Source organism: Streptomyces scopuliridis RB72, from assembly GCF_000718095.1.
Lineage (GTDB): Bacteria > Actinomycetota > Actinomycetes > Streptomycetales > Streptomycetaceae > Streptomyces > Streptomyces scopuliridis.
The window spans coordinates 410335-431897 of the sequence record NZ_JOEI01000009.1 but is presented as its reverse complement, the minus strand read 5'-3'; the positions used below and the strand labels follow the sequence as shown (position 1 = coordinate 431897).

Annotated in this window: 20 protein-coding genes and 1 pseudogene; 13 read left to right on the top strand and 8 right to left on the bottom strand. The window is 69.7% G+C overall.

Annotated elements, in window-relative coordinates; genetic code table 11:
• Positions 1–141 precede the first annotated feature (141 nt).
• From atpA to IF11_RS0114540, 5 genes are all read left to right on the top strand, one after another.
• Entirely contained in the window at positions 142–1737 is a 1596-nt protein-coding gene (gene atpA, locus IF11_RS0114560; protein WP_030351995.1) for a F0F1 ATP synthase subunit alpha, read from the top strand.
• A gap of 20 nt (positions 1738–1757) precedes the next feature.
• On the top strand, positions 1758–2699 hold the full coding sequence (locus IF11_RS0114555) for a F0F1 ATP synthase subunit gamma (protein WP_030351994.1): 942 nt from the start codon (positions 1758–1760) through the stop codon (positions 2697–2699).
• Positions 2699–4141 carry a F0F1 ATP synthase subunit beta gene (gene atpD / locus IF11_RS0114550; protein ID WP_030351993.1) on the top strand — a complete coding sequence of 481 codons (1443 nt, stop codon included), beginning with the start codon at positions 2699–2701 and terminating at the stop codon, positions 4139–4141. The genes IF11_RS0114555 and atpD overlap by 1 nt, the downstream gene beginning before the upstream one ends.
• A 123-nt stretch (positions 4142–4264) precedes the next feature.
• The gene (locus IF11_RS0114545) at positions 4265–4639 is read left to right on the top strand and encodes a F0F1 ATP synthase subunit epsilon (RefSeq protein ID WP_030351992.1); all 375 of its coding nucleotides are present in this window, start codon (positions 4265–4267) and stop codon (positions 4637–4639) included.
• A gap of 127 nt (positions 4640–4766) precedes the next feature.
• The gene (locus IF11_RS0114540) at positions 4767–5213 is read left to right on the top strand and encodes a DUF2550 domain-containing protein (RefSeq protein WP_030351991.1); all 447 of its coding nucleotides are present in this window, start codon (positions 4767–4769) and stop codon (positions 5211–5213) included.
• Between the two features lie 77 nt (positions 5214–5290).
• On the opposite strand, the gene IF11_RS0114535 is transcribed toward IF11_RS0114540, so the two are convergent.
• The 3 genes from IF11_RS0114535 to IF11_RS0114525 form a co-directional block, all read right to left on the bottom strand.
• Positions 5291–7147, bottom strand: a complete 1857-nt coding sequence (locus tag IF11_RS0114535) for a glycoside hydrolase family 18 chitinase (protein WP_030351990.1) — start codon at positions 7145–7147, stop codon at positions 5291–5293.
• 145 nt (positions 7148–7292) lie between these two features.
• Positions 7293–7943, bottom strand: a complete 651-nt coding sequence (locus tag IF11_RS0114530; protein WP_030351989.1) for a response regulator — start codon at positions 7941–7943, stop codon at positions 7293–7295.
• Positions 7940–9178 (bottom strand): sensor histidine kinase, encoded by a 1239-nt coding sequence (locus IF11_RS0114525; protein WP_051745891.1) that lies wholly within the window; start codon positions 9176–9178, stop codon positions 7940–7942. The genes IF11_RS0114530 and IF11_RS0114525 overlap by 4 nt, the downstream gene beginning before the upstream one ends.
• A gap of 151 nt (positions 9179–9329) precedes the next feature.
• On the opposite strand from IF11_RS0114525, the gene IF11_RS0114520 reads away from it, so the two are divergent.
• The gene (locus tag IF11_RS0114520) at positions 9330–9914 is read left to right on the top strand and encodes a hypothetical protein (RefSeq protein WP_030351987.1); all 585 of its coding nucleotides are present in this window, start codon (positions 9330–9332) and stop codon (positions 9912–9914) included.
• A 327-nt stretch (positions 9915–10241) separates the two neighbouring features.
• On the opposite strand, the gene IF11_RS0114510 is transcribed toward IF11_RS0114520, so the two are convergent.
• Both IF11_RS0114510 and IF11_RS0114505 read right to left on the bottom strand, forming a co-directional pair.
• Positions 10242–10991, bottom strand: a complete 750-nt coding sequence (locus IF11_RS0114510) for an SDR family oxidoreductase (protein WP_030351986.1) — start codon at positions 10989–10991, stop codon at positions 10242–10244.
• Between the two features lie 138 nt (positions 10992–11129).
• Positions 11130–12035: an AraC family transcriptional regulator gene (locus IF11_RS0114505; RefSeq protein ID WP_030351985.1), complete on the bottom strand. Its 906-nt coding sequence runs from the start codon at positions 12033–12035 to the stop codon at positions 11130–11132.
• A 144-nt stretch (positions 12036–12179) separates the two neighbouring features.
• On the opposite strand from IF11_RS0114505, the gene IF11_RS0114500 reads away from it, so the two are divergent.
• The 3 genes and pseudogenes from IF11_RS0114500 to IF11_RS43190 form a co-directional block, all read left to right on the top strand.
• Complete coding sequence (locus IF11_RS0114500) at positions 12180–12497, top strand: putative quinol monooxygenase (RefSeq protein ID WP_030351984.1); 318 nt, start codon at positions 12180–12182, stop codon at positions 12495–12497.
• A gap of 98 nt (positions 12498–12595) precedes the next feature.
• The gene (locus IF11_RS0114495) at positions 12596–13594 is read left to right on the top strand and encodes an alpha/beta hydrolase (RefSeq protein ID WP_030351983.1); all 999 of its coding nucleotides are present in this window, start codon (positions 12596–12598) and stop codon (positions 13592–13594) included.
• Positions 13595–13733: 139 nt separating this feature from the next.
• Positions 13734–13946, top strand: a pseudogene (locus tag IF11_RS43190) (RHS repeat-associated core domain-containing protein); the annotation flags it as partial.
• A 250-nt stretch (positions 13947–14196) separates the two neighbouring features.
• Here IF11_RS43190 and IF11_RS0114485 read toward each other — a convergent pair.
• From IF11_RS0114485 to IF11_RS0114475, 3 genes are read right to left on the bottom strand one after another with little or no spacing between them, the layout of a single operon-like run.
• A complete protein-coding gene (locus IF11_RS0114485) occupies positions 14197–14769 on the bottom strand; it encodes a cob(I)yrinic acid a,c-diamide adenosyltransferase (protein ID WP_030351981.1) in 573 nt (190 codons plus the stop codon).
• A 13-nt stretch (positions 14770–14782) separates the two neighbouring features.
• Complete coding sequence (locus IF11_RS0114480; RefSeq protein WP_030351980.1) at positions 14783–15538, bottom strand: ABC transporter permease; 756 nt, start codon at positions 15536–15538, stop codon at positions 14783–14785.
• A gap of 34 nt (positions 15539–15572) precedes the next feature.
• A complete protein-coding gene (locus IF11_RS0114475; protein ID WP_030351979.1) occupies positions 15573–16355 on the bottom strand; it encodes an ABC transporter ATP-binding protein in 783 nt (260 codons plus the stop codon).
• 80 nt (positions 16356–16435) lie between these two features.
• Here IF11_RS0114475 and IF11_RS0114470 point away from each other — a divergent pair, with 80 nt between their 5' ends.
• The 4 genes from IF11_RS0114470 (at position 16436) to IF11_RS0114455 (ending at position 21304) form a co-directional block, all read left to right on the top strand.
• Positions 16436–17074, top strand: coding sequence for a TetR/AcrR family transcriptional regulator (locus IF11_RS0114470; RefSeq protein WP_030351978.1), 639 nt, complete (start codon positions 16436–16438; stop codon positions 17072–17074).
• Positions 17075–17228: 154 nt separating this feature from the next.
• Entirely contained in the window at positions 17229–18077 is an 849-nt protein-coding gene (locus IF11_RS0114465; protein ID WP_030351977.1) for a 3-hydroxyacyl-CoA dehydrogenase family protein, read from the top strand.
• A gap of 148 nt (positions 18078–18225) precedes the next feature.
• Positions 18226–18549, top strand: a complete 324-nt coding sequence (locus IF11_RS0114460; protein WP_030351976.1) for an STAS domain-containing protein — start codon at positions 18226–18228, stop codon at positions 18547–18549.
• 205 nt (positions 18550–18754) lie between these two features.
• Positions 18755–21304: an ATP-binding protein gene (locus IF11_RS0114455; protein ID WP_030351975.1), complete on the top strand. Its 2550-nt coding sequence runs from the start codon at positions 18755–18757 to the stop codon at positions 21302–21304.
• Positions 21305–21563 lie beyond the last annotated feature (259 nt).

The following is a 21563-nucleotide window of genomic DNA, read 5'->3' as shown; positions in this document are numbered from 1 at the left end:
GCAGACGCAGGCAACAGAACAGAGCAACACCAGCGGCCCGGTTGGGCCGTGCAGAAATTGCAGAAGATTCCTGGGGGTCGCCCCCAGACCCGCAGACCCCCAAAGAAACTTCGGGCCCAACAAGGAGAGCAGGGAACCCAGATGGCGGAGCTCACGATCCGGCCGGAGGAGATCCGGGACGCGCTGGAGAACTTTGTCCAGTCGTACAAGCCGGACGCGGCCTCGCGCGAGGAGGTCGGTACGGTCAGCGTGGCCGGTGACGGCATCGCGAAGGTCGAGGGTCTTCCCTCGGCCATGGCGAACGAGCTGCTGAAGTTCGAGGACGGCACCCTTGGTCTCGCCCTCAACCTTGAGGAGCGCGAGATCGGTTCGATCATCCTCGGCGAGTTCAGCGGTATCGAGGAGGGTCAGTCGGTCACCCGTACCGGCGAGGTCCTCTCCGTCGCTGTCGGCGAGGGCTACCTGGGTCGCGTGGTCGACCCGCTCGGCAACCCGATCGACGGCCTCGGCGAGATCGAGACCGAAGGCCGCCGCGCCCTGGAGCTGCAGGCCCCGGGCGTCATGGTCCGTAAGTCGGTCCACGAGCCGATGCAGACCGGCTACAAGGCTGTCGACGCCATGGTGCCGATCGGCCGTGGCCAGCGTCAGCTGATCATCGGCGACCGGCAGACCGGCAAGACCGCTCTGGCCGTCGACACGATCATCAACCAGCGCGACAACTGGCGCTCGGGCGACACCAACAAGCAGGTCCGCTGCATCTACGTCGCCATCGGCCAGAAGGGCTCCACCATCGCGGGTGTCCGCGGTGCGCTGGAGGAGGCGGGCGCCCTTGAGTACACGACGATCGTCGCCGCCCCCGCGTCCGACCCGGCCGGCTTCAAGTACCTGGCGCCGTACACCGGTTCGGCCATCGGCCAGCACTGGATGTACCAGGGCAAGCACGTCCTGATCATCTTCGACGACCTCTCGAAGCAGGCCGACGCCTACCGCGCCGTGTCCCTGCTGCTGCGCCGTCCGCCGGGCCGTGAGGCCTACCCGGGCGACGTCTTCTACCTGCACTCGCGTCTGCTGGAGCGCTGCGCCAAGCTCTCCGACGACATGGGCGCCGGTTCGATGACGGGTCTCCCGATCGTCGAGACGAAGGCCAACGACGTGTCGGCGTTCATTCCGACCAACGTCATCTCCATCACCGACGGACAGTGCTTCCTGGAGTCCGACCTGTTCAACGCCGGCCAGCGGCCCGCGCTGAACGTCGGTATCTCGGTCTCCCGAGTCGGTGGCTCCGCCCAGCACAAGGCCATGCGGCAGGTCTCCGGCCGACTGCGTGTGGACCTCGCCCAGTACCGTGAGCTGGAGGCGTTCGCGTCCTTCGGTTCCGACCTGGACGCGGCGTCCAAGGCGTCCCTGGAGCGCGGTAAGCGCATGGTCGAGCTGCTGAAGCAGCCGCAGTACGCGCCGTTCCCGGTGGAGGAGCAGGTCGTCTCCGTCTGGGCCGGCACCAACGGCAAGATGGACGACGTACCGGTCGCCGACATCCGTCGCTTCGAGAGCGAGCTGCTGGAGTACCTGCGCCGTGAGCGCAAGGACCTGCTGACCAGCATCGCCGAGGGCGCCAAGATGTCCGACGACACGATCCAGTCGATCGCGGACGCCATCACCGCCTTCAAGCGGCAGTTCGAGACCTCGGACGGCAAGCTCCTCGGCGACGACGCGCCGGCCGTCAGCGTCTCCAAGTGACGACGGAAGGGACCTGACTCATGGGAGCCCAGCTCCGGGTCTACAAGCGTCGCATCAAATCCGTCACCGCGACCAAGAAGATCACCAAGGCGATGGAGATGATCGCCGCCTCGCGCATCGTCAAGGCGCAGCGCCAGGTGGCGGCCTCCACTCCGTACGCGACCGAGCTGACCCGCGCGGTCACCGCGGTGGCGACGGGGTCGACGACCAAGCACCCCCTGACCACCGAGGCGGAGACGCCGACCCGCGCCGCGATCCTGCTCATCACGAGCGACCGCGGACTGGCCGGCGGCTACTCCTCGAACGCCATCAAGGCGGCGGAGCGGCTCACCGAGCGGCTCCGCGGTGAGGGCAAGGAGGTCGACACGTACATCGTCGGCCGCAAGGGTGTCGCCTACTACGGCTTCCGTGAGCGCAAGGTCACGGACTCGTGGAGCGGCTTCACCGACAGCCCGACGTACGCGGACGCCAAGCAGGTCGCGGCTCCGCTGATCGCGGCCGTCCAGCAGGACACGGCCGAGGGCGGCGTGGACGAGCTCCACATCGTCTTCACCGAGTTCGTCTCGATGCTGACGCAGACGCCGGTGCAGCACCGGCTGCTGCCGCTCAGCCTGGACAAGGCGGCCGAGTCAGTAACATCAGCGGCTGCCGCCGCGGGGGTTACCAAGGGCGAGATCCGTCCGCTCTTCGACTTCGAGCCGTCGGCGGAGGACGTCCTCGACGCCCTGCTGCCGCGCTACGTCGAGAGCCGTATCTACAACGCGCTGCTCCAGGCCGCCGCTTCCAAGCACGCTGCCACCCGCCGCGCGATGAAGTCGGCGACCGACAACGCCGGGGACCTCATCAAGAGCCTCTCCCGGCTTGCCAACGCGGCCCGCCAGGCCGAAATCACCCAGGAAATCAGCGAGATCGTCGGTGGCGCGAGCGCACTGGCCGACGCGACCGCGGGGAGTGAAAATTAATGACGACCACTGTTGAGACGGCCGCACCCACGGGCCGCGTCGCCCGGGTCATCGGCCCGGTCGTCGACGTGGAGTTCCCCGTCGACGCGATGCCGGAGATCTACAACGCGCTGCACGTCGAGGTCGCGGACCCGGCCGAGGAGGGCAAGCTCAAGACGCTGACCCTCGAAGTAGCCCAGCACCTGGGCGACGGTGTGGTCCGCGCGGTCTCGATGCAGCCCACCGACGGTCTGGTTCGCCAGGCCCCGGTGACCGACACGGGCAACGGCATCACCGTCCCGGTCGGCGATGTGACCAAGGGCAAGGTGTTCAACACCCTCGGTCAGATCCTGAACGAGCCCGAGGCCGAGTCCCAGATCACGGAGCGCTGGCCGATCCACCGCAAGGCCCCGGCCTTCGACCAGCTTGAGTCCAAGACCGAGATGTTCGAGACCGGCCTGAAGGTCGTCGACCTGCTGACCCCGTACGTCAAGGGCGGCAAGATCGGTCTGTTCGGTGGTGCGGGCGTCGGCAAGACCGTCCTCATCCAGGAAATGATCATGCGTGTGGCCAAGCTGCACGACGGTGTTTCCGTGTTCGCCGGTGTCGGTGAGCGCACCCGTGAGGGCAACGACCTCATCGACGAGATGACCGACTCGGGCGTGCTGGACAAGACCGCGCTGGTCTTCGGCCAGATGGACGAGCCGCCGGGCACGCGTCTGCGGGTGGCGCTCTCCGCGCTGACCATGGCGGAGTACTTCCGCGATGTGCAGAAGCAGGACGTGCTGCTCTTCATCGACAACATCTTCCGCTTCACCCAGGCCGGTTCCGAGGTCTCCACGCTGCTCGGCCGTATGCCGTCCGCGGTGGGTTACCAGCCGACCCTGGCGGACGAGATGGGTGTGCTCCAGGAGCGCATCACGTCGACCCGCGGTCACTCGATCACCTCGATGCAGGCGATCTACGTCCCCGCGGACGACCTGACCGACCCGGCCCCGGCCACGACCTTCGCGCACCTCGACGCGACGACCGTGCTGTCGCGTCCGATCTCGGAGAAGGGCATCTACCCGGCGGTGGACCCGCTGGACTCGACGTCCCGCATCCTGGACCCGCGCTACATCTCGCAGGCGCACTACGACGCGGCCAGCCGCGTCAAGGGAATCCTGCAGAAGTACAAGGACCTCCAGGACATCATCGCGATCCTCGGTATCGACGAGCTGGGCGAGGAGGACAAGCTCGTTGTCCACCGGGCCCGTCGCGTCGAGCGCTTCCTGTCGCAGAACACCCACGCCGCCAAGCAGTTCACCGGCCTGGACGGTTCGGACGTGCCGCTCGACGAGTCGATCGCCGCGTTCAACGCGATCTGTGACGGGGAGTACGACCACTTCCCCGAGCAGGCGTTCTTCATGTGCGGTGGCATCGAGGACCTGAAGGCCAAGGCCAAGGAACTCGGCGTCTCCTGACCCGTCGGCGCACGGAGGGGGGCGGGTACCTCCCGCCCCCCTCCGTCGCTCTCTTATCGACACCCCATAGAATTGAAGCCAACACCCGGCGATACGGCCGGGTGGTGACCCGAGGAGCCACCCTTGGCTGCTGAGCTGCATGTCGAGCTGGTCGCCGCTGACCGCAGTATCTGGTCCGGCGAGGCCACCCTGGTCGTCGCGCGCACCACGTCCGGCGACATCGGCGTCATGCCCGGTCACCAGCCGCTGCTCGGTGTGCTGGAGTCGGGCCCGGTGACCATTCGTACGAGTGAGGGCGAAACGATCGTGGCCGCTGTCCACGGCGGTTTCCTCTCGTTCGCCGACAACAAGCTTTCGCTGCTGGCGGAGATCGCCGAGCTTGCGGATGAGATCGACACCCAGCGCGCCGAGCGTGCGCTGGAACGCGCGAAGTCGGATGCCGACGACGCCGCCGAACGGCGCGCCGACGTCCGACTGCGTGCGGTGGCGGTGCGCTGAGCGCTGTCACCACTGATTTATCCTCAGCCGCGGCTCGTTCCGGATCCCTCCGGACCGGGTCGCGGCTGAGGCGATGCGGGTGCGGTTCCTGTTCCGGTACTGAATGAGGCGAGGAGGTCGGTGTTTGATGGTCCTCGCTCTGCTCATTTGCGGACTGGTCGTCGTACTGGTTGCGGTGGGGCTCTTCGTCTTCGGTCTGCGCCGGCGGCTGATCCAGCGCTCCGGCGGGACGTTCGACTGCAGTCTGCGCTGGAACGTGCCGGCGGAGCCCGATCTCTCCGGCAAGGGCTGGGTGTACGGCGTCGCCCGCTACAACGGCGACCGCATCAACTGGTTCCGGGTCTTCTCCTACGCCCCGCGTCCGCGCCGTACGCTGGAGCGCTCCGCGATCGAGGTGCTGTCGCGCCGCGCGCCCGAGGGCGAGGAGGAGCTGGCGCTGCTCTCCGACGCGGTCATCCTGGGCTGTGCGCACAGCGGGGTCCGGCTGGAGCTGGCGATGAGTGATGACGCCCTCACCGGCTTTCTCGCCTGGCTGGAGGCGGCTCCGCCCGGACAACGGGTGAATGTGGCCTGAGCCCCGCTCAGGGCCCTGGCAAACACACTGAAGGGGGCGGCGCTCGGGCGCCGCCCCCTTCCTATGTGCCGTTCCGGCTATCCGAGACCGCTCTTGATCGCGGTCACCAGCTCGCCGTTGGCGGTGTCACCCGTGAAGTCCCAGAAGAAGGCGCCTCCCAGGCTCTGCTGGTTCGCCCAGGCCATCTTGGACGTGATGGTGGCCGGGGTGTCGTAACTCCACCAGTTGCTGCCGCACTTGGCGTACGAGGTGCCCGCGATGGTGCCGGTGGGCGGGCAGGTGTTCTTGAGGACCTTGTAGTCCTCGATCCCCGCCTCGTACGTACCGGGAGCGGCGCCGGTCGCGGTGCCGCCCGGTGCGTCCTGGGTCACGCCCGTCCAGCCGCGTCCGTAGAAGCCGATACCGAGCAGCAGTTTGTTGGCCGGCACGCCCTGCGCCTTGAACTTGGCTATCGCCTCGGCGGAGTTGAAGCCCGCCTGCGGGATGCCCGGGTACGAGGTGAGCGGGGAGTGCGGGGCCGTCGGGCCCTGCGCGGCGAAGGCGCCGAAGAAGTCGTACGTCATGACGTTGAACCAGTCCATGTACTGGGCCGCGCCCGCGTAGTCGACCTTGTCGATCTTGCCGCCGGCCGAGGCGTCCGCCGTGGTGGCGGCCGTGACCAGGTTGTTGGGGCCGAACTTGGCGCGCATGGCCTGCATCATGTTCTTGAACGACGCGGGGCCGCTGGTGTCACAGGTCAGACCGCAGGCGTTGGGGTACTCCCAGTCCAGGTCGATGCCGTCGAAGACATCGGCCCAGCGCGGGTCCTCCACCAGGTCGTAGCAGGACTGCGCGAAGGCGGCCGGGTTCTGTACGGCCTGGCCGAAGCCGCCGGACCAGGTCCAGCCGCCGAACGACCAGAGGACCTTGATGTGCGGGTACTTCGCCTTGAGCTTGCGCAGCTGGTTGAAGCTGCCGCGCAGCGGCTGGTCCCAGGTGTCGGCGACGCCGTCGACGGACTGGTCGGCGGTGTACGCCTTCTCGTAGTCGGCGTAGGAGTCACCGATGGTGCACTTGCCGCCGGTGACATTGCCGAAGGCGTAGTTGATGTGGGTGATCTTGGCCGCGGAACCGGACGTGTCCAGGTTCTTGACGTGGTAGTTCCGGCCGTAGACGCCCCACTCGGTGAAGTAGCCGAGCTTGACCTTGCCGCCGGGCCCTGGACCCGGGCCCGGGTCGCCACCGGTCGTACGGACCGCGCGGGCGCCGCTGAGCGGGCCCGTCTGGTCGGCCGTGTCACGGGCCTGGACGGTGTACGAGTAGTCGGTGCCCGCGGTCAGACCGGTGTTGGTGTACGTCGTACCGGTGACCGTGGCGACCTTCGTGCCGTCCCGCAGGACGTCGTAGTTCTTGATGCCGTTGTCGTCCGTGGCCGCGGTCCAGCTCAGCTTGACCGAGGTGTTGGTGATCTCGCTCGCGGTCGGGGTGCCGGGGGCCGAGGGCGGGTTGTCGCCCGGGACGCCGGGGCCGCCGTCGCACGAGCCGCCGTTGAGCTTGCAGCCGGCCGGGGCGCCCGCCCCGGTGCCGTTGAAGCCGAAGGTGACGGTCGCGCCGGGGGCGAGCGTGCCGTTCCAGGTCTTGTTCTTGGCGGTCCAGTGGTTGGCCGCTCCGGTGATGTCGGCGTCCCAGCCGGAGGTGACCGCCGTACCGGCCGGGAAGTCCCACTCGACGGTCCAGGAGCTGAGGCTCGTGGTGCCGGTGTTCTTCACCGTCCACTTGCCCTCGAAGCCCGTGCCCCAGTCGGAGACCTTGGTGTACGAGGCGGTGGCCGAGGCGGCGGCCTGTGCGGGGGTGGCCAGCCCGACGAGGGCGGCCAGAGGCAGCAGCAGCGCGGTGAGGCCCGCGACGGCTCTGGATCTGAATCGGGGTCTGTGGAGGGCGGGTTGGGAGTTCAAGCGTGCTCCTCAGGTGAGTACAGGACAAAACGGGGTGGTCCGTGCACTGCTCACCCTGCGACGGCTCACCGCAGTGTGTGCGGTGAGAGTAGGAAGGTCTGGACCACTCGTCAATAGGTCCAGACCAAAGGTGAGGAGTTGCTGGTCAGATTCCCAGTTCCTGGGCGAGGACGGCGGCCTGCACCCGGCTGCGCAGCTCCAACTTGCCCAGCAATCTGCTCACATGGGTCTTCACGGTCGCCTCGGCCATGGTGAGGCGACCCGCGATCTCGGCGTTCGACAGCCCCTGGCCCAGGCACGAGAGAACCTCGCGCTCCCGGCGCGTGAGGACGTCCAGGATCGCCGGATCGGGCGCGCCGGCGGGGCGTACGGGCGTCGGCGCCGCGAATTCCGCGATGAGCCGGCGGGTGACGGCCGGGGCGATCAGGCCCTCGCCGCGCGCCACCGTCCGTACGGCCGCGAGCAGTTCACCGGCCTCCGCGTTCTTCAGCAGAAAGCCCGAGGCCCCGGCCCGCAGCGCCCCGAAAACGTACTCGTCCAGATCGAAGGTGGTCAGCACCAGCACATCGGCGAGCCGCTCCGCGACCACCTTCCGGGTCGCCGACACCCCGTCGAGCCGGGGCATCTGCACATCCATCAGCACCAGATCGGGCCGCAGCTCCCGGGCCCGCGTGACCGCCTCCTCGCCGTCCGACGCCTCCCCGACGACCTCGATGTCCGGCGCGCTGCGCAGGATGAGCACCAGCCCCGCGCGTACCGCCGACTGGTCCTCCGCGACCAGCACCCGGATCGTCATGCTCTCTCCCGCCCTTCCACGACCGGCAGTTCGGCCCGTACCAGCCAGATCTTTCCCCCGTCGGCCGCGGTGACGGGACCCGCCTCGAAGTCTCCGTCCAGCAGCTCGACCCGCTCGCGCATCCCGACCAGACCGGCGCCCGACCCCGGCGCGCGCGGCCCCGGCCGGTCACCGAACGGGCTGCGGACCCGTACCGTCAGCGCGCGCTCCGCCCCGTCCAGCTCGACGGTGATCGTGCCGGGAACCGCGTGCTTGAGGGCGTTGGTCAGCGACTCCTGGATGATGCGGTACGCGGCCAGATCGATGGGCGTGGGCAGCCCGGCGCCCTCGTCGCGCCGGTCGTCCAGGGTGAAGCGCAGCCCGCTGGAGGCACCGTTCGTACGGGCCTGCTCCAGCAGCGTGTCCAGCGCCCGCAGCGTCGGCGCGGCGGACACCGTACCGGTGTCGTCGCTCTCGCGCAGCAGCCCGATCAGCCGTCGCATCTCGGCCAGCCCCTCGACGCTGTTCTCCCGGATGACGCCGAGCGCGTCCCGGGACGTGCGCTCGTCGTCCAGCGAGAGCGCGGCCGTCGAGTGGATGGCGATCGCCGAGAGATGGTTGGCGACCATGTCATGCAGCTCACGGGCCATCCGCGCGCGCTCGGCGGCCACCGCCTGGGTCCGGTCCATCTCGGCCAGCAGCGCCGTCTGCTCGGCCCGTAGCCGCGCCGACTCGGCGGCGTCCCGGTGGTTGCGTACGAGAACGCCGGTACTGGCCGGAAAGAAGCTGATCAGCGCGGTGACCACCCCGATCAGCAGCGCCTCGGGCGTGCGCAGCCAGGTGACGAAGCCGATCGTCACCGCGACCGTGATCAGCCCGGTGGTCCAGGGGATACGGCGGGCGGCGGCGGGTGTCCCGTACAGCACGGCCGCGTACATCACGTCCGTGAACATCACCACCGTCGCCAGACTGCCGATGGTGAACTGATCGGCCACCAGCGCGAGCGTGCCGATGACCAGCGCGGTCTGCGGCGCCGACCTGCGCAGCAGCTCCAACGCCGCCATGACGGTCAGCGGCAGCAGCACCCAGGCCCCGGGCAGCGGTCGGCCGCCCTGGGTGTGCAGCCCCACGGCCCACAGGGCGATGCCGCCGACCAGACCGGCGAGGGCGATCAGCGCGTCGACGCGGTGCGGCCGGTGGGACCGGTGGGGCCGGTGCGGGGGTACGGACGCGGCAGATCGGGGAGAGGCGATCATCCCTCCATCCAACACCGCCCGCCGGGGACCGGCGTCCCCATCCTGGCCGAGGCCCGGGTACATCGAAGGATGCAGTCGCGGTTCGTCACTGACGACGACGTGCCGTGGCCCCGCGGACGCGAGGCTGGAGCCGACAGAGAGGAGAGGCGCCGTGATCGTCACACTGATCGTCGCCTGCGAGGTCGGCTTCTGGGTGCTGCTGGCCGCCGGGCTGTTCCTGCGCTACGTGGCCAGGATGCCGCGGCTCGGCGGGGCGGTCCTGCTGCTGGAACCGCTGCTGGAGGTCGTGCTGCTGGTGGTCACGACCATCGACCTCAGGAACGGCGCGGAGCCGGACTGGAAGCACGGTCTGGCCGCGATGTACATCGGCTTCACCGTCGGCTACGGCCACTACACGATCAAGCGGATCGACGGCTGGGTCGCCCATCGTTTCGCCGGCGGCCCCCCGCCGGTCAAACCGCCGCGGTACGGCATGGCCCGCGCCCGGTACGAGGGCATGCTGTGGCTCCGTACGGCCCTGGCCGCCGCGGTCGCGGTCGTCCTGCTCCAGATCGCGATCTGGTACGTGGGCGACGCGGGCAGCACGGAGTCGCTGACCGCGTGGCAGCTCAACGCGGCGCGCGTCGCCGGTATTCACGGCGTGATCGCCCTGACGTACACGCTCTGGCCGAAGAAGCCCCCGGCGGACGCGGAATCCGTCCGCGTGGAACGGCCGTCGTCGATGGGGCAGCGCTGAGCCGGGGGTGCCCGGTGGGTGTCCCGATGGGTGCCGCGGTGGGCCCACTGGTGGGCCTCCTCACCGGGTTCGTGGCTGAGGAGGCCCGGCATTCCAGGTCGGTGCCCCTCAGCCGATGGCGATCCTGGGGTGATGGGCGGGCTTGATCCAGGACATGATCCGGTCCATGGTCGCCCGGGGGACCGCCATGCGCTACGTCGGCGCCGCCCACCCGGAGCGAACAGCCAAGCTACCTCGGCAGGCGTCACATGGAACGGCGGCCCGGCCCCGCGCGTGTGCGCGGGGCGGGCCTCTGGCGTCAGTGCGCGTCACCTTGCCTGCTGTTGGTCACTTCGCCTGGGCGAGCCAGACCGCGTCGGGACCGGCCGGGAATCGCAGCTGGCCGGTCGTGTCGTGCACGGCTCGCCACACCGCCTCGGCGACATCGGTCTCCTTGGTGAACAGGTCCTGGCCCGTGAAGGAGTCCATGGCCTTCTTCGCCCACGGTGCGTAGGGCGCCGGCACCAACTCGTCCGGTGAAGCGCCGTTCGTCGCCCTGGTGGCGAAGTTCGTCGTCAGGCAGGCGCCCGGCTCGACCGTCTTCGCCTGCACACCGAACGGCGCGAGTTCGAGCGCGAGGGACGAGGTGAACCCCTCGACGGCCATCTTGCTCGCCTTGTAGACGGCTGAGAGCGGCATGTGGCCCAGCACCACGCTGGAGGTCACGTTGACCACCACGCCGGAGCCGCGCTCGCGGAACTGGGGCAGCACCGCCTGCGTGGTCGCCATCACACCGAAGGTGTTGGTCTCGAAGACCTCCCGTACCTGGGCCATGGGGGTGCCCTCGAACACGCTGATCGAGGGGACGCCCGCATTGTTGACCAAGACGTCGATGGGTCCCGCCGCCTTGAGCGCGGCGGCGATGCTCGCGGGCTTGGTCACGTCGAGTTCGACGATGCGGAGCCGGTCCGACTCGGGCAGGACGCCCGCACGAGGGGTGCGCATCGTGGCGATGACGTTCCACCCCTGCGCGTGGAAGTGGAGGGCGATCTCCCGGCCGTATCCGGACGACGTACCCGTGATCAGAACTGTCTTCATGCTGTGCCCCTCGGCGATGTGATGGGATCCGCGGAGCACAGGCATTTTCCTGCTCCGCAGAAGAACTGGCAATCCCATTGAATCGCTCTGGCCTGCGGGAATAGTAGAACTATCCTCGCTCCCCCTTGCGTAATCCTCTCAGGGCAGGACACCAGTGGGGGCGCGAACGGCATCGCGCAGGCGGGCGGCGTCCCGGCTGGGCGGCGCGCCGAACTGGCGGCGGTACTCCCGGCTGAACTGTGACGGGTTGTCATAGCCGACGCGGTGGCCGACTCCGGTGACATCGCCCGGGTGGGTGGCGAGCAGCAGGCGGGCTTCCTGGAGCCGGATCTGTTTCTGGAACTGGATGGGGCTCATCGCGGTCACCGCCTGGAAGTTGCGGTAGAAGGCGGAGGCGCTCATGCCGGACATCCGTGCCACGTCCTCGACACGGAAGGGCTGCGCGTAGTGCTCGCGGATCCAGCGCACGGCCCGGGAGACGTGGCTGAGGCTGCTGTCGGCGAGGCCGAGCTGGCGGACCGTTGTCCCCTGCTCGCTGGTGATCAGGCGCCACAGGATCTCGCGTTTGACCAGCGGGGCGAGTACGGCCCGGTCGCGGGGCTCGTCGAGCAGCCGCAGCAGCCGGACCACCGCGTCGAGCAGCGCGGGCGGGACATCGCTGACGGCGATTGCCGAGGGCGTGCCGCCGCCGGCGCGGGGGGCGTCTCCGGGGCCGGCCTGGAGGAGCAGCTCGGCGACGGCGGACGGTTCCAGCGTGAGCCCGAAGCCGAGCGCCGGCTGTTCGGGGTCGGCCTGGGTGAATTGTCCTGTGACGGGCAGGTCGACGGATGCGACCAGGTACTGCCCGGGACCGTACTCGTAGACCCGGTCGCCGAGAGCAAGCCGTTTGGCGCCCTGGGCGATGACCGCCAGCACTGTGCCGGACATGGACGGGGCCGGCGGGTCCGGGCGGTCGACCTTCGAGACGAGGACGCCGTCGATGGCGGTGGTCCAGTCGGGCCCGGCGTGCCGGGCCAGCAGGGTGCGGAGCTCTTCGAGGTGCATGCGTCCATTGCAGCACCGTTGCGGGCCATGGCTCCCGTACTCGCGAGGATCGTGCAAGTGCGGGCGAGCATCGTTCTAACGTTTCCGCAGGTCAGCTCGTTTGAATGGAGTCACCGAACTCCAACACCGACCGAGAGGGCAAGCATGATCGCCAACTATGGCTTCAGCGCCACCCTGACCGCCAGGCCCGGCATGGGCGACCGGCTGGTCGACCTCCTGCTGACCGGTCTGAACGAGGGCAGCCCCGGCGCGAGCGAACACTGCGTCGTCTACCTGGTCTCCCGCTCCGCGTCCGATCCCGGCGTCGTCCACGTCACCGAGGGTTGGACCAGCGAGGGCGACCATCACCGGATCTTCGCCGGTGAGGCCGCCCAGGCCATCGTGGCGCAGATCGACCCGCTGCTGGCCAAGGAGCCCGAGTACACCGACTACGTCCCGGTCCGCGGCAAGGCCGCCTTCTGAAGCCCCGATCAATCCCCCCCGGCCTGCCGCCTCGGCGCCCGCCGAGGCGGCACCCTCCTTGCCCGGCCGTCCGGCACCACCACGAAAGGCAAACGACCATGACCATGGCACGACCCGCCCTGGACCCCGAACTGCGTGAGCTCCTGGCCGACATGCCCCTCATGTCCCGGCTCAACCCGGAAGTCCTCGCGCAACTGCGCCAACTCCCCTCGACACCCATCGAATCCCTCCTCGAACACCGACAGGTCGACCGGCGCGAGATCACCGTGCCCGCCAAGGACGGTGCCCCGATTCCTCTTTCGGTCCTCAGCCCTGCGAACACCGATCGGACCACTGCCGCACCCTGCGTCTACTGGATCCACGGCGGAGGGATGGTCATGGGAGACCGCTTCTCCCAGATCGACATCCCGCTGGAGTGGCTCGACCAGTTCGGCGCGGTCGTGGTCTCCGTGGACTACCGGCTCGCGCCGGAGGCCACCGGCGCCGTCCTGGTCGAAGACTGCTATCAGGGATTGCTCTGGGTCGCTGAACACACCGCCGAACTGGGCATCGACCCCGCCCGGATCGTCGTCGCGGGCACCAGCGCGGGAGGCGGCCTCGCCGCCGGCGTCACCCTGCTGGCCCGCGACCTCGGCAGCCCGGCGATCGCCGCGCAGATGCTGATCTGCCCCATGCTCGACCACCGCAACACCACCATCTCCAGCCGCCAGTACTCCGGCGTGCCCGGCGTCTGGACCGGTGAGATGAACGCGTTCGGATGGGGCGCGGTCCTCGGCGACCTCACCGACGCCGAGGTGTCCGAATACGTCTCGCCGGCGTTGGCCGAAGATCTCTCGGGCCTGCCGACCACCTACATCGACACCGGCTCCGCCGAGGTCTTCCGTGACGAGGACACCGACTACGCCACCCGCATCTGGGCGGTGGGCGGCCAGGCCGAACTCCACGTCTGGGCGGGTGGCTTCCACGGCTTCGACGCCCTGTACCCGCAGGCACACATCTCGACCACAGCCCGCCGAACCCGCACCGACTGGCTCGCCCGACTCCTCGAACTGCGCCGCATAGCGCCGCTGACTCCAGTCGACGGTGATCGACCATAGCTTTCACGGATACGCGGTCAGACCCATTTCCAAGAATCGCCATCAACATGCAGAACCCGCGCGTCAGGGCTCCCCAATCGGATGACCGGCGCGCGGGTTCTCGCTCGCTCCCCTCCAGGAATCTGCGAACCTGCGCGCTTCCTACCGGTACAACTCCAAGTGCTGGGACGCACAGTCCGGTACGTACGACATGGGCTTCCGCGACTACAGTCCGGGTCTGAACCGCTTCACCACCCGGGACATGTACACCGGCGCCCCCGCCGACATGAACCTCGGCGTGGACCCGTACACCGGTAACAGGTATGCCTTCACCGGTGGCAATCCGACCAGCTTCGTCGAACTGGACGGCCATCTGGTCTGGTTCGCCGTTCTGGTGCCCGTGGCCGCGGTCGCGGTCGTCGCGGTGGCCGCTGTGGTTGTGGTGGCAGCCGCAACCGTCGCCATCGAGGCGGCCATCGACACGATCGACGAAGCCATCGACGAGGCCATGGAGGAAGCCGACGACGAGTCGGCGCCGGCTCCGACCACGCAACCGAGACCCGGGCCCCCGGCCGGGTGACGGCTCGGGCACGGACACGGACAGAACCGCGTGGAGCCCGGCGTCAGCGTTCGCCGCCCGGGACCCAGAGCACGTCTCCGACCTCCTTGTTCGCCACGCGGGCCAGGATGAACAGGAGGTCGGAGAGGCGGTTCAGGTACGTCGCCGTCAGGGCGTTCATGGTCTCGCCGTGTACGTCGAGCGCCGCCCAGGTGGAGCGCTCCGTGCGACGTACGACCGTGCATGCCTGGTGCAGCAGGGCCGCGCCCGGGGTGCCGCCGGGAAGGATGAAGCTGCGCAGCTTCTCCAGCTGCTCCAGGAAGTGGTCGCAGTCCGCCTCCAGCTTGTCGATGTACGGCTGCTCGACGCGCAGCGGCGGAAACTTCGGCTTCTCCACCACCGGGGTGGACAGGTCCGCGCCCACGTCGAACAGATCGTTCTGGACGCGGACGAGGACCTTCACGAGTTCGGGGGGCAGCTGCCCCAGGGCGATCGCCGTACCGATGACCGCGTTGGCCTCATTGGCGTCGGCGTACGCGGCGATCCTCAGATCGGTTTTGGCGGTACGGCTCATGTCGCCGAGCGCCGTCGTGCCCTTGTCGCCGGTGCGGGTGTAGATGCGCGTCAGATTGACCATATGGCCAGCGTAGTTAGGCGCCCGCTTTCCGGAAGACCCGTGTACCGACGGTGACGGATATGAGCGTGAGCGCGACCGCCATCAGGACCCCGTACAGCATGGCCGTACCGGCGTAGTCGCCCACGTAGCCGGCCCGGACCGCGTCCACCAGGTAGCGGAACGGGACGAAGTGCGACAGCACGTCCAGCCAGCCCGGTGCGAGCGCCATCGGCAGCATCAGTCCGGAGAGCAGCATCGAGGGCATGCTCACGGCGTTGATGGTGGGACCGAACTCCTGCGGTGTGGCGACCTTCAGGGCGAGGGCGTACGAGAGCGAGGCGAGCGCGATCGTCAGTACCGCCACGAACGCGAAGCCGATGACGACGCCGGCGAGCGGCGCGCGCAGCCCCATCAGCAGGGCGGCCAAAACCAGCAGCACCGCCTGGAGGACGAGGAGCGCGGCGTCCCGCAGCACCCGTCCCAGCAGCAGGGCCGGCCTGCTGACGGGTGTGACCCGCATCCGCTCCACCACACCGAGCTGCTTCTCGACGATGACCGAGAAGCCGGCGAAGAGCGCGCCGAACAGGGCGAGCTGGAGCAGCAGGCCGGGCACGAGGACCTGCCAGGAGTCACCCGCGCCACCGAGCGGCAGCCCGGTCAGCAGTGGACCGAAGAAGAGCAGATAGAGCAGCGGCATCAGCACGCCGAAGAGGATCTGGAACCGGGAGCGCAGGGTCTGGCGGGCGTAGCGCCCGAAGATCAGCGCGGTGTCGGACAGCAGCGCGGTCATCACGTATCTCCTGTGGCGGGGAGCCGAAAAGTGCTCACACGGCTACGGGTGTGGCGTCCCCCGGGGCGATCCCGCGCCCGGTGATCGCGAGGAAGGTGTCCTGGAGGGTGGCGTCGGGGGAACCGGCGTACGCGCGCTTGAGCGCGCTCGGGGTGCCCTCGGCCACCACCACGCCCCGGTCGACCACGATCAGCCGGTCGGAGAGCTCGTCCGCCTCGTCCAGATAGTGCGTGGTCAGAAAGACGGTCGTGCCATGCCGCTCGCGGATGGAGCGGATCAGATCCCACAGGTCGGCCCGGCTGCCCGGGTCGAGTCCGGTGGTCGGTTCGTCGAGGAAGAGCACTTTGGGACGGTGGATGAGCCCCAGCGCGATGTCGAGCCGGCGCCGCTGGCCGCCGGAGAGCGCGCCGCACGGGCGGTCGAGCAGTTCCACGAGGCCGAGATCGCGCGCCAGTTCCCCGGCCCGGTCGAGGGCGGCGGTCCTGCCGAGGCCGTAGAGCCGTCCCTGCGTGACCAGTTCCTCGCGTACGGAGATCTGCGGATCGACGCCGCCGGCCTGGGCGACGTACCCGATCTTCCGCCGGACCGCCTCCGGCTCGCGCTCCAGGTCGAAGCCCGCGACGGTCGCCGCGCCCCCGGTGGGCGGCAGCAGGGTGGTGAGCATCCGCAGGGTCGTGGTCTTGCCGGCGCCGTTGGGGCCGAGGAAGCCGATGATCTCGCCGGGGCGGACGGTCAGATCGATGCCGCGAACGGCCTCGACGGGTCCGTTCTTGGTCTGGAAGGTCCGGGCGAGCCCGGCCGTACTGATGATGGGCATGGCCCCAGAAAAACAGAACCTCTTAAAGTTTGCAATGACTCCAAGTTTTCACTCATGACGGCGGAGCCTAGGATGGGGCCATGTCCGAGGGCCTCAGGGAACGGAAGAAGCGGCAGACCAGGCAGCACATCTCGGATGTGGCCACGGGCCTCTTCCTGGAGCGCGGCTTCGACGCGGTGACGATCGCGGAGGTGGCCGAGGCGGCGGACGTCTCCGTCAACACGGTGTACAACTACTTCGAGGCGAAGGAAGATCTCTTCCTCGACCGCAGCAAGTCCGTCGTGGACCGGCTCTCCCGCTTCGTACGGGCCCGCGGCAAGGGTGAGTCGGCCTCGGACGCCGTCTTCCGCGAGTTGCGCGAGCTGGTCGAGGCCGTGTCGCCCGCCATCGGTCTCTTCGAGGGGTACGCACGCTTCATGGAGGTCGTGCACGGCTCGCACACCCTCGGCTCCCGGCTCGGGTTCCTCCAGCACGAAGTCCTCGTCGACCTCGACAGGACGCTGCGCGAGGAGACCGGCGCCGACGAGGACGACACGCTCCCCACGCTCGTGGCCGGCCAGCTCTCCTGGGTGCACGGGACGCTCATGGGGCGGATCGCCCAGCGGATGCTGGAGGGCGCCGAGCCTGGCCCGGCCTCGCGCGAAGCGCTCGTTCTGCTGGACGACATGGAAGCGGTACTGGGGGAGAAGGTGCTCAAGTACGCGGTGCGCGACGCCTGATGGGCCCCGCCGGTGTGATGTCCGTCATGTGAGACGTGACGCGCATCTCTTCGGCGTCACTTGGCCGTCCGCGACCGCTAACCTCCGGCAGAGAGCGCAAAGTAAACAGGCGTTAAGGCTGAACAGAAGCCGAACAAGAAACGTGGGGTGCGTCGTGGCACGGAAGCTCGCCGTCATCGGGGCCGGACTCATGGGGTCCGGTATCGCGCAGGTCTCGGCGCAGGCGGGCTGGGACGTCGTCCTGCGGGATGTCACCGACGCGGCGCTGGCCCGGGGCATCGACACGATCAGGGCCTCGTACGGCAAGTTCGTCGCCAAGGGCAAGCTCGAAGAGGCCGACGCCGACGCGGCGCTCGCCCGGATCACCACGACCACCGATCTGGACGCCGCCGCCGACGCGGACATCGTCGTCGAGGCCGTCTTCGAGAAGCTCGACGTCAAGCACGAGATCTTCCGTACGCTCGACAAGCTCGTACGGGACGACGCCGTCCTCGCCTCCAACACCTCGGCGATCCCGATCACCAAGATCGCGGCCGCGACCCGGCGCCCGGAACGCGTGGTCGGTACGCACTTCTTCTCGCCGGTGCCCATGATGCGCCTCTGCGAGCTGGTGCGCGGCTACAAGACGAGCGACGAAACCCTCGCCACCGCTCGGGAGTTCGCCGAGTCGGTGGGCAAGACCTGCATCGTCGTCAACCGCGATGTGGCGGGCTTCGTGACCACGCGGCTGATCTCCGCCCTCGTCGTCGAGGCCGCCAAGCTCTACGAGTCGGGCGTCGCGTCCGCCGAGGACATCGACATCGCCTGCAAGCTGGGGTTCGGCCACGCCATGGGCCCGCTCGCCACCGCCGACCTGACGGGCGTCGACATCCTGCTCCACGCGACCGACAACATCTACACCGAGTCGCAGGACGAGAAGTTCGCACCGCCGGAGCTGATGCGCCGGATGGTGGACGCGGGTGACATCGGGCGCAAGAGCGGGCAGGGGTTCTACAAGCACTGAGCCGCGTCACCGGTACGCACATATCACCCCACAGGGTGAATTCGATATCGGTTCGCTTACAGACGGCAACTTCTTGGGCCGCGCGGCAGTCAGTTGTTGGAAGACAGAACAGACTACGGAGCACGGAAAGTACTCTCGGGGAGCGCATATGCACATCAGGGGCGACCACGCCGAGCTGGTCGTCGGGGGCCGCCTCGACGTACGCAGCGCGGCGGACGCCCGTACGGTCCTGCACTCGGCGGTCGACGACGGCGTCGGCGATCTGGTGCTCGACCTGACCGCACTGGACTCCTGGGACGCCACGGGACTCGGCGTCATCATGGGAGCCCACCGACGCGCGGGGCGGTGCGGCCGTAGGCTTGTGCTGCGCGGTGTCCCGCCGCAGATGCAGCGACTGCTGGTGGCGACCCGATTGCACCGCATTCTCGCCATCGAAGGCGGAATCGCCGCAGAATCGCTCCCTCGGGTCTGACCGTCCCACATCGCGCAATTCTCATGAGAACGTGATGTCTTGGACGGCGTGGCACCCCGGCATACGCGGATACCCTGCGGAGGTCTAGGGTTCGGCCCGTCTGCCGATTGACCGACCCGTGGACGCAGACACCGGCACCAGAAGCGACAGATGGGCGTGTGAGGCCGGGGGGCATCGCACGCCACGATCTGGGGAGCTTTTCACCATGGACCCGATAGACCGGGGACCGGAAGAGTACGGTCACGACGAACGCGCGGGTGAGAGCGCGGACTCGGCACGTCCGGCGCGCGCCGAGATCGTGCCCGCGGTCACGCCCGCCACGTCTTCCCATGTCACCCCCGCCCATGTCACGCCGGCCGTGGCGCATCTCAAGGGCGCCGGGCCGGTCACCACCCCGCCGCCCGCCCGCACGGTCCAGCTGATCTCCGGCGAGTACCTGCTCACCGTCAACCCCATCGACGGCAGCGAGATCGAGCTCTGCCCGCCCGGCCGACAGCCCCACGCCCCCGCGCGGCGCGCCGCCGCCGAACGCGCCGATCTCCAGCGCGCGGGCCGGCCCTCCGTACCGCCGGGACCCGCCGCACCACCCCTCCCGTTGCTGGAGCGTGGCGCGGAACGCGAGCGGCTGGCGGGGCTGCTGGGGCGCGGCCGGTCCGTACGTCTCACCGGCGCGCCGGGCTCCGGCCGTACCACACTGCTCGATGTCGTCGCCGCGGACTGCGCGGACCTCGCGCCCGACGGTGTCGTACGCCTCTCCGGCCACCGCCGCACCACCACCGAGCTGCTGTACGAGCTGTACGCGGCCGTCCACCACTCCGCGCTCTGCCGCCCCGACCGCGCCGGACTGCTCGAACTGGTCCATGACATCGGCGCGGTCGTCGTCCTGGACGATCTGGAACTGGGCGGGGAGGCGCTGGACGAACTCCTCGCCGCGACCCCCGAATGCGCCTATCTGCTGGCCGCGACCCCCGACACCGAACCGCCCTCCGCGGACGCGGGCCTGGAGGAGGTCGCCCTCGGCGGTCTCGGCCGCGGCTCCTCGCTGGAGCTGCTTGAGGGCGTCGTCGAACGGGCCCTCACCGACGAGGAGGCGAACTGGGCGGGTGACCTCTGGTTCGAGTCCGAGGGCCTCCCCGTGCGCTTCGTCCAGGCGGGCGCGCTGCTGCGCCAGCGCGACCAACTGCGCGGCAGCTCCGAGGCGTCCGACGAGTTCGAGCCCTTTGTGCGGCCCTTCGAGCGGATCTCCGACGACGCGCCGCCGCATACCCCCGACGGCTACGACATTCCGCTGCCCACCCTCGGCGAGGGCGCCGCGCCCGCGGTCCTGCTCGCCTCCCGGCTGAGCGAGGCCGCCCGCGCCACGCTGCGCTTCGCGGTCGCGCTCGGCGGTGAAGTCCCGCACCAGGCGCATCTGCCGGCCCTGGTGGGCGACACCCACGCGGACGCCGCGCTCGGCGAACTGATGAGCTGCGGCCTCCTCACCCCGGTCGGCCCGCGCTACCGGCTCGCCCCGGGCGTCGCCGCGCAGTTGGAGGCGAAGGGGTACGCGGACGACGCCGTGGCCCACGCGCACACCGCCGCCCAGCACTACGCCTGGTGGGCGGGGCACCCCTCGGTCACCCCGGAGCGCGTCACCGCCGAGGCGGACGCCATCCTCGCGGCGATGGGCCCGTTGGTCCCGGGACAGGAGTCGGGACACCCGAGCGCGGCCGTCCTGCTGGCCCGCAGCGCGGCGCCCGCCTTCCTGGCCGGTCTGCACTGGGGAGCCTGGGAGCGCGTCCTGCGGTCCGGCTCCGAGGCCGCCAGGATCGCCGGTGAGGTCGCGGAAGAGGCGTACTTCCACCACGAGTTGGGCGTCCTCGCGCTCTGCGTAGGAAATCTGGACAGGGCCCGCGCGGAGCTGGAGGCGTCGATCGGGATGCGCGGGGCCGTCGCCGACAAGGTCGGCACGGTCGCGGGACGCAGGGCGCTGGCGCTGGTCACGGACCGCGAGGGCGGACGGCCGGGTACGTCGGCGAGGGCGGCGTTGCCGCCGGGTGCGGGCGAGGCGGTGCCGTTGGGCTCGGGGCCGGGGTTCGTCCCCGAGGTGGCCCTGCCTTCGGTCCCGGAAGAGAGCGTGACGCTGGTCACCCGGCGCGAGCCCCCGGCGCTCGGACCCGGCACCGCCCCGGTGTCCGTACCCCTCCGCCGCCGCCCGGCGCTCGGTGCCCGCCGCAACCTGGTCGCGGCGGGAGCGGGCGCGGTGCTCGCGGCCGTGCTGGGCACGGTGGTGACGCTGGGCGCGACCTCAGGAAGCGACAACACCCAGACGGACAAAGTCCGTACGGAACAGTCCCCGGACGCGGACAACGGCGAAGGCGACCTGCCGGCCGACCAGCCCGTCGACGAGGCGCCCCCGAACCCGGACGCCCAACTCCCCGCGCCGAGCACCTCGGGAAGCGCCGTCCCCTCGGACAGCGCGAGCCCGTCCGACTCGGCGTCCCCCTCGGGCACGCCGTCGGACAGCGCCTCGTCGCCCGGTGACACCCCGTCAGAGCCGGGCAGCCCCTCAAAGCCTCCGTCGAAGCCCCCGACCTCCCCGAGCAAGCCACCGAGCAGCCCGCCGACCCCGCCGTCGTCCCCGCCGCCGAGCCCGAGCGACGAGCCGACGGAGGAGCCCTCGGACACGGCGCCGCCGCCGTCGTCACCTCAAACGACGGTGAGCGGCCCGAACCCGGCGCTGTCGGAGGCGTCGCCGGAGCCGGGTCCGGCGTAGCAGGCGGGTCCGGAGGGCGTCGTCGTCGTTGGCCGACGCCGCTCTCCGGGTGCGGGTTGTCGCCGGGTGGCGCTCCGGGGCTCGCGCCCGGGACGGCATGCTGTGCTTTCCCGGGGGACAACCCCCAGAACCCCGTACGGCGCGCAGCTGCCCACAGTCAGAAGACGGGCGGTCGGGCGCCACGCATCACGCTTCAGTGTCCCGGACACGACCCCTGCGCGCCCCCTTCACCGCCCGCACAAGCGGCCCGTGGCCGGCT

What these genes read in the sequence shown, in the direction of transcription:
- IF11_RS0114470 (WP_030351978.1), top strand. Translation starts at nt 16,436, where the DNA reads ATGTCCGAGGGCCTCAGGGAACGGAAGAAGCGGCAGACCAGGCAGCAC.
- atpD (WP_030351993.1), top strand. Translation starts at nt 2,699, where the DNA reads ATGACGACCACTGTTGAGACGGCCGCACCCACGGGCCGCGTCGCCCGG.
- IF11_RS0114485 (WP_030351981.1), bottom strand. Translation starts at nt 14,769, where the DNA reads ATGGTCAATCTGACGCGCATCTACACCCGCACCGGCGACAAGGGCACG.
- IF11_RS0114455 (WP_030351975.1), top strand. Translation starts at nt 18,755, where the DNA reads ATGGACCCGATAGACCGGGGACCGGAAGAGTACGGTCACGACGAACGC.
- atpA (WP_030351995.1), top strand. Translation starts at nt 142, where the DNA reads ATGGCGGAGCTCACGATCCGGCCGGAGGAGATCCGGGACGCGCTGGAG.
- IF11_RS0114530 (WP_030351989.1), bottom strand. Translation starts at nt 7,943, where the DNA reads ATGACGATCCGGGTGCTGGTCGCGGAGGACCAGTCGGCGGTACGCGCG.
- IF11_RS0114475 (WP_030351979.1), bottom strand. Translation starts at nt 16,355, where the DNA reads ATGCCCATCATCAGTACGGCCGGGCTCGCCCGGACCTTCCAGACCAAG.
- IF11_RS0114480 (WP_030351980.1), bottom strand. Translation starts at nt 15,538, where the DNA reads ATGACCGCGCTGCTGTCCGACACCGCGCTGATCTTCGGGCGCTACGCC.
- IF11_RS0114495 (WP_030351983.1), top strand. Translation starts at nt 12,596, where the DNA reads ATGACCATGGCACGACCCGCCCTGGACCCCGAACTGCGTGAGCTCCTG.
- IF11_RS0114510 (WP_030351986.1), bottom strand. Translation starts at nt 10,991, where the DNA reads ATGAAGACAGTTCTGATCACGGGTACGTCGTCCGGATACGGCCGGGAG.
- IF11_RS0114500 (WP_030351984.1), top strand. Translation starts at nt 12,180, where the DNA reads ATGATCGCCAACTATGGCTTCAGCGCCACCCTGACCGCCAGGCCCGGC.
- IF11_RS0114525 (WP_051745891.1), bottom strand. Translation starts at nt 9,178, where the DNA reads ATGATCGCCTCTCCCCGATCTGCCGCGTCCGTACCCCCGCACCGGCCC.
- IF11_RS0114505 (WP_030351985.1), bottom strand. Translation starts at nt 12,035, where the DNA reads ATGCACCTCGAAGAGCTCCGCACCCTGCTGGCCCGGCACGCCGGGCCC.
- IF11_RS0114460 (WP_030351976.1), top strand. Translation starts at nt 18,226, where the DNA reads ATGCACATCAGGGGCGACCACGCCGAGCTGGTCGTCGGGGGCCGCCTC.
- IF11_RS0114555 (WP_030351994.1), top strand. Translation starts at nt 1,758, where the DNA reads ATGGGAGCCCAGCTCCGGGTCTACAAGCGTCGCATCAAATCCGTCACC.
- IF11_RS0114540 (WP_030351991.1), top strand. Translation starts at nt 4,767, where the DNA reads ATGGTCCTCGCTCTGCTCATTTGCGGACTGGTCGTCGTACTGGTTGCG.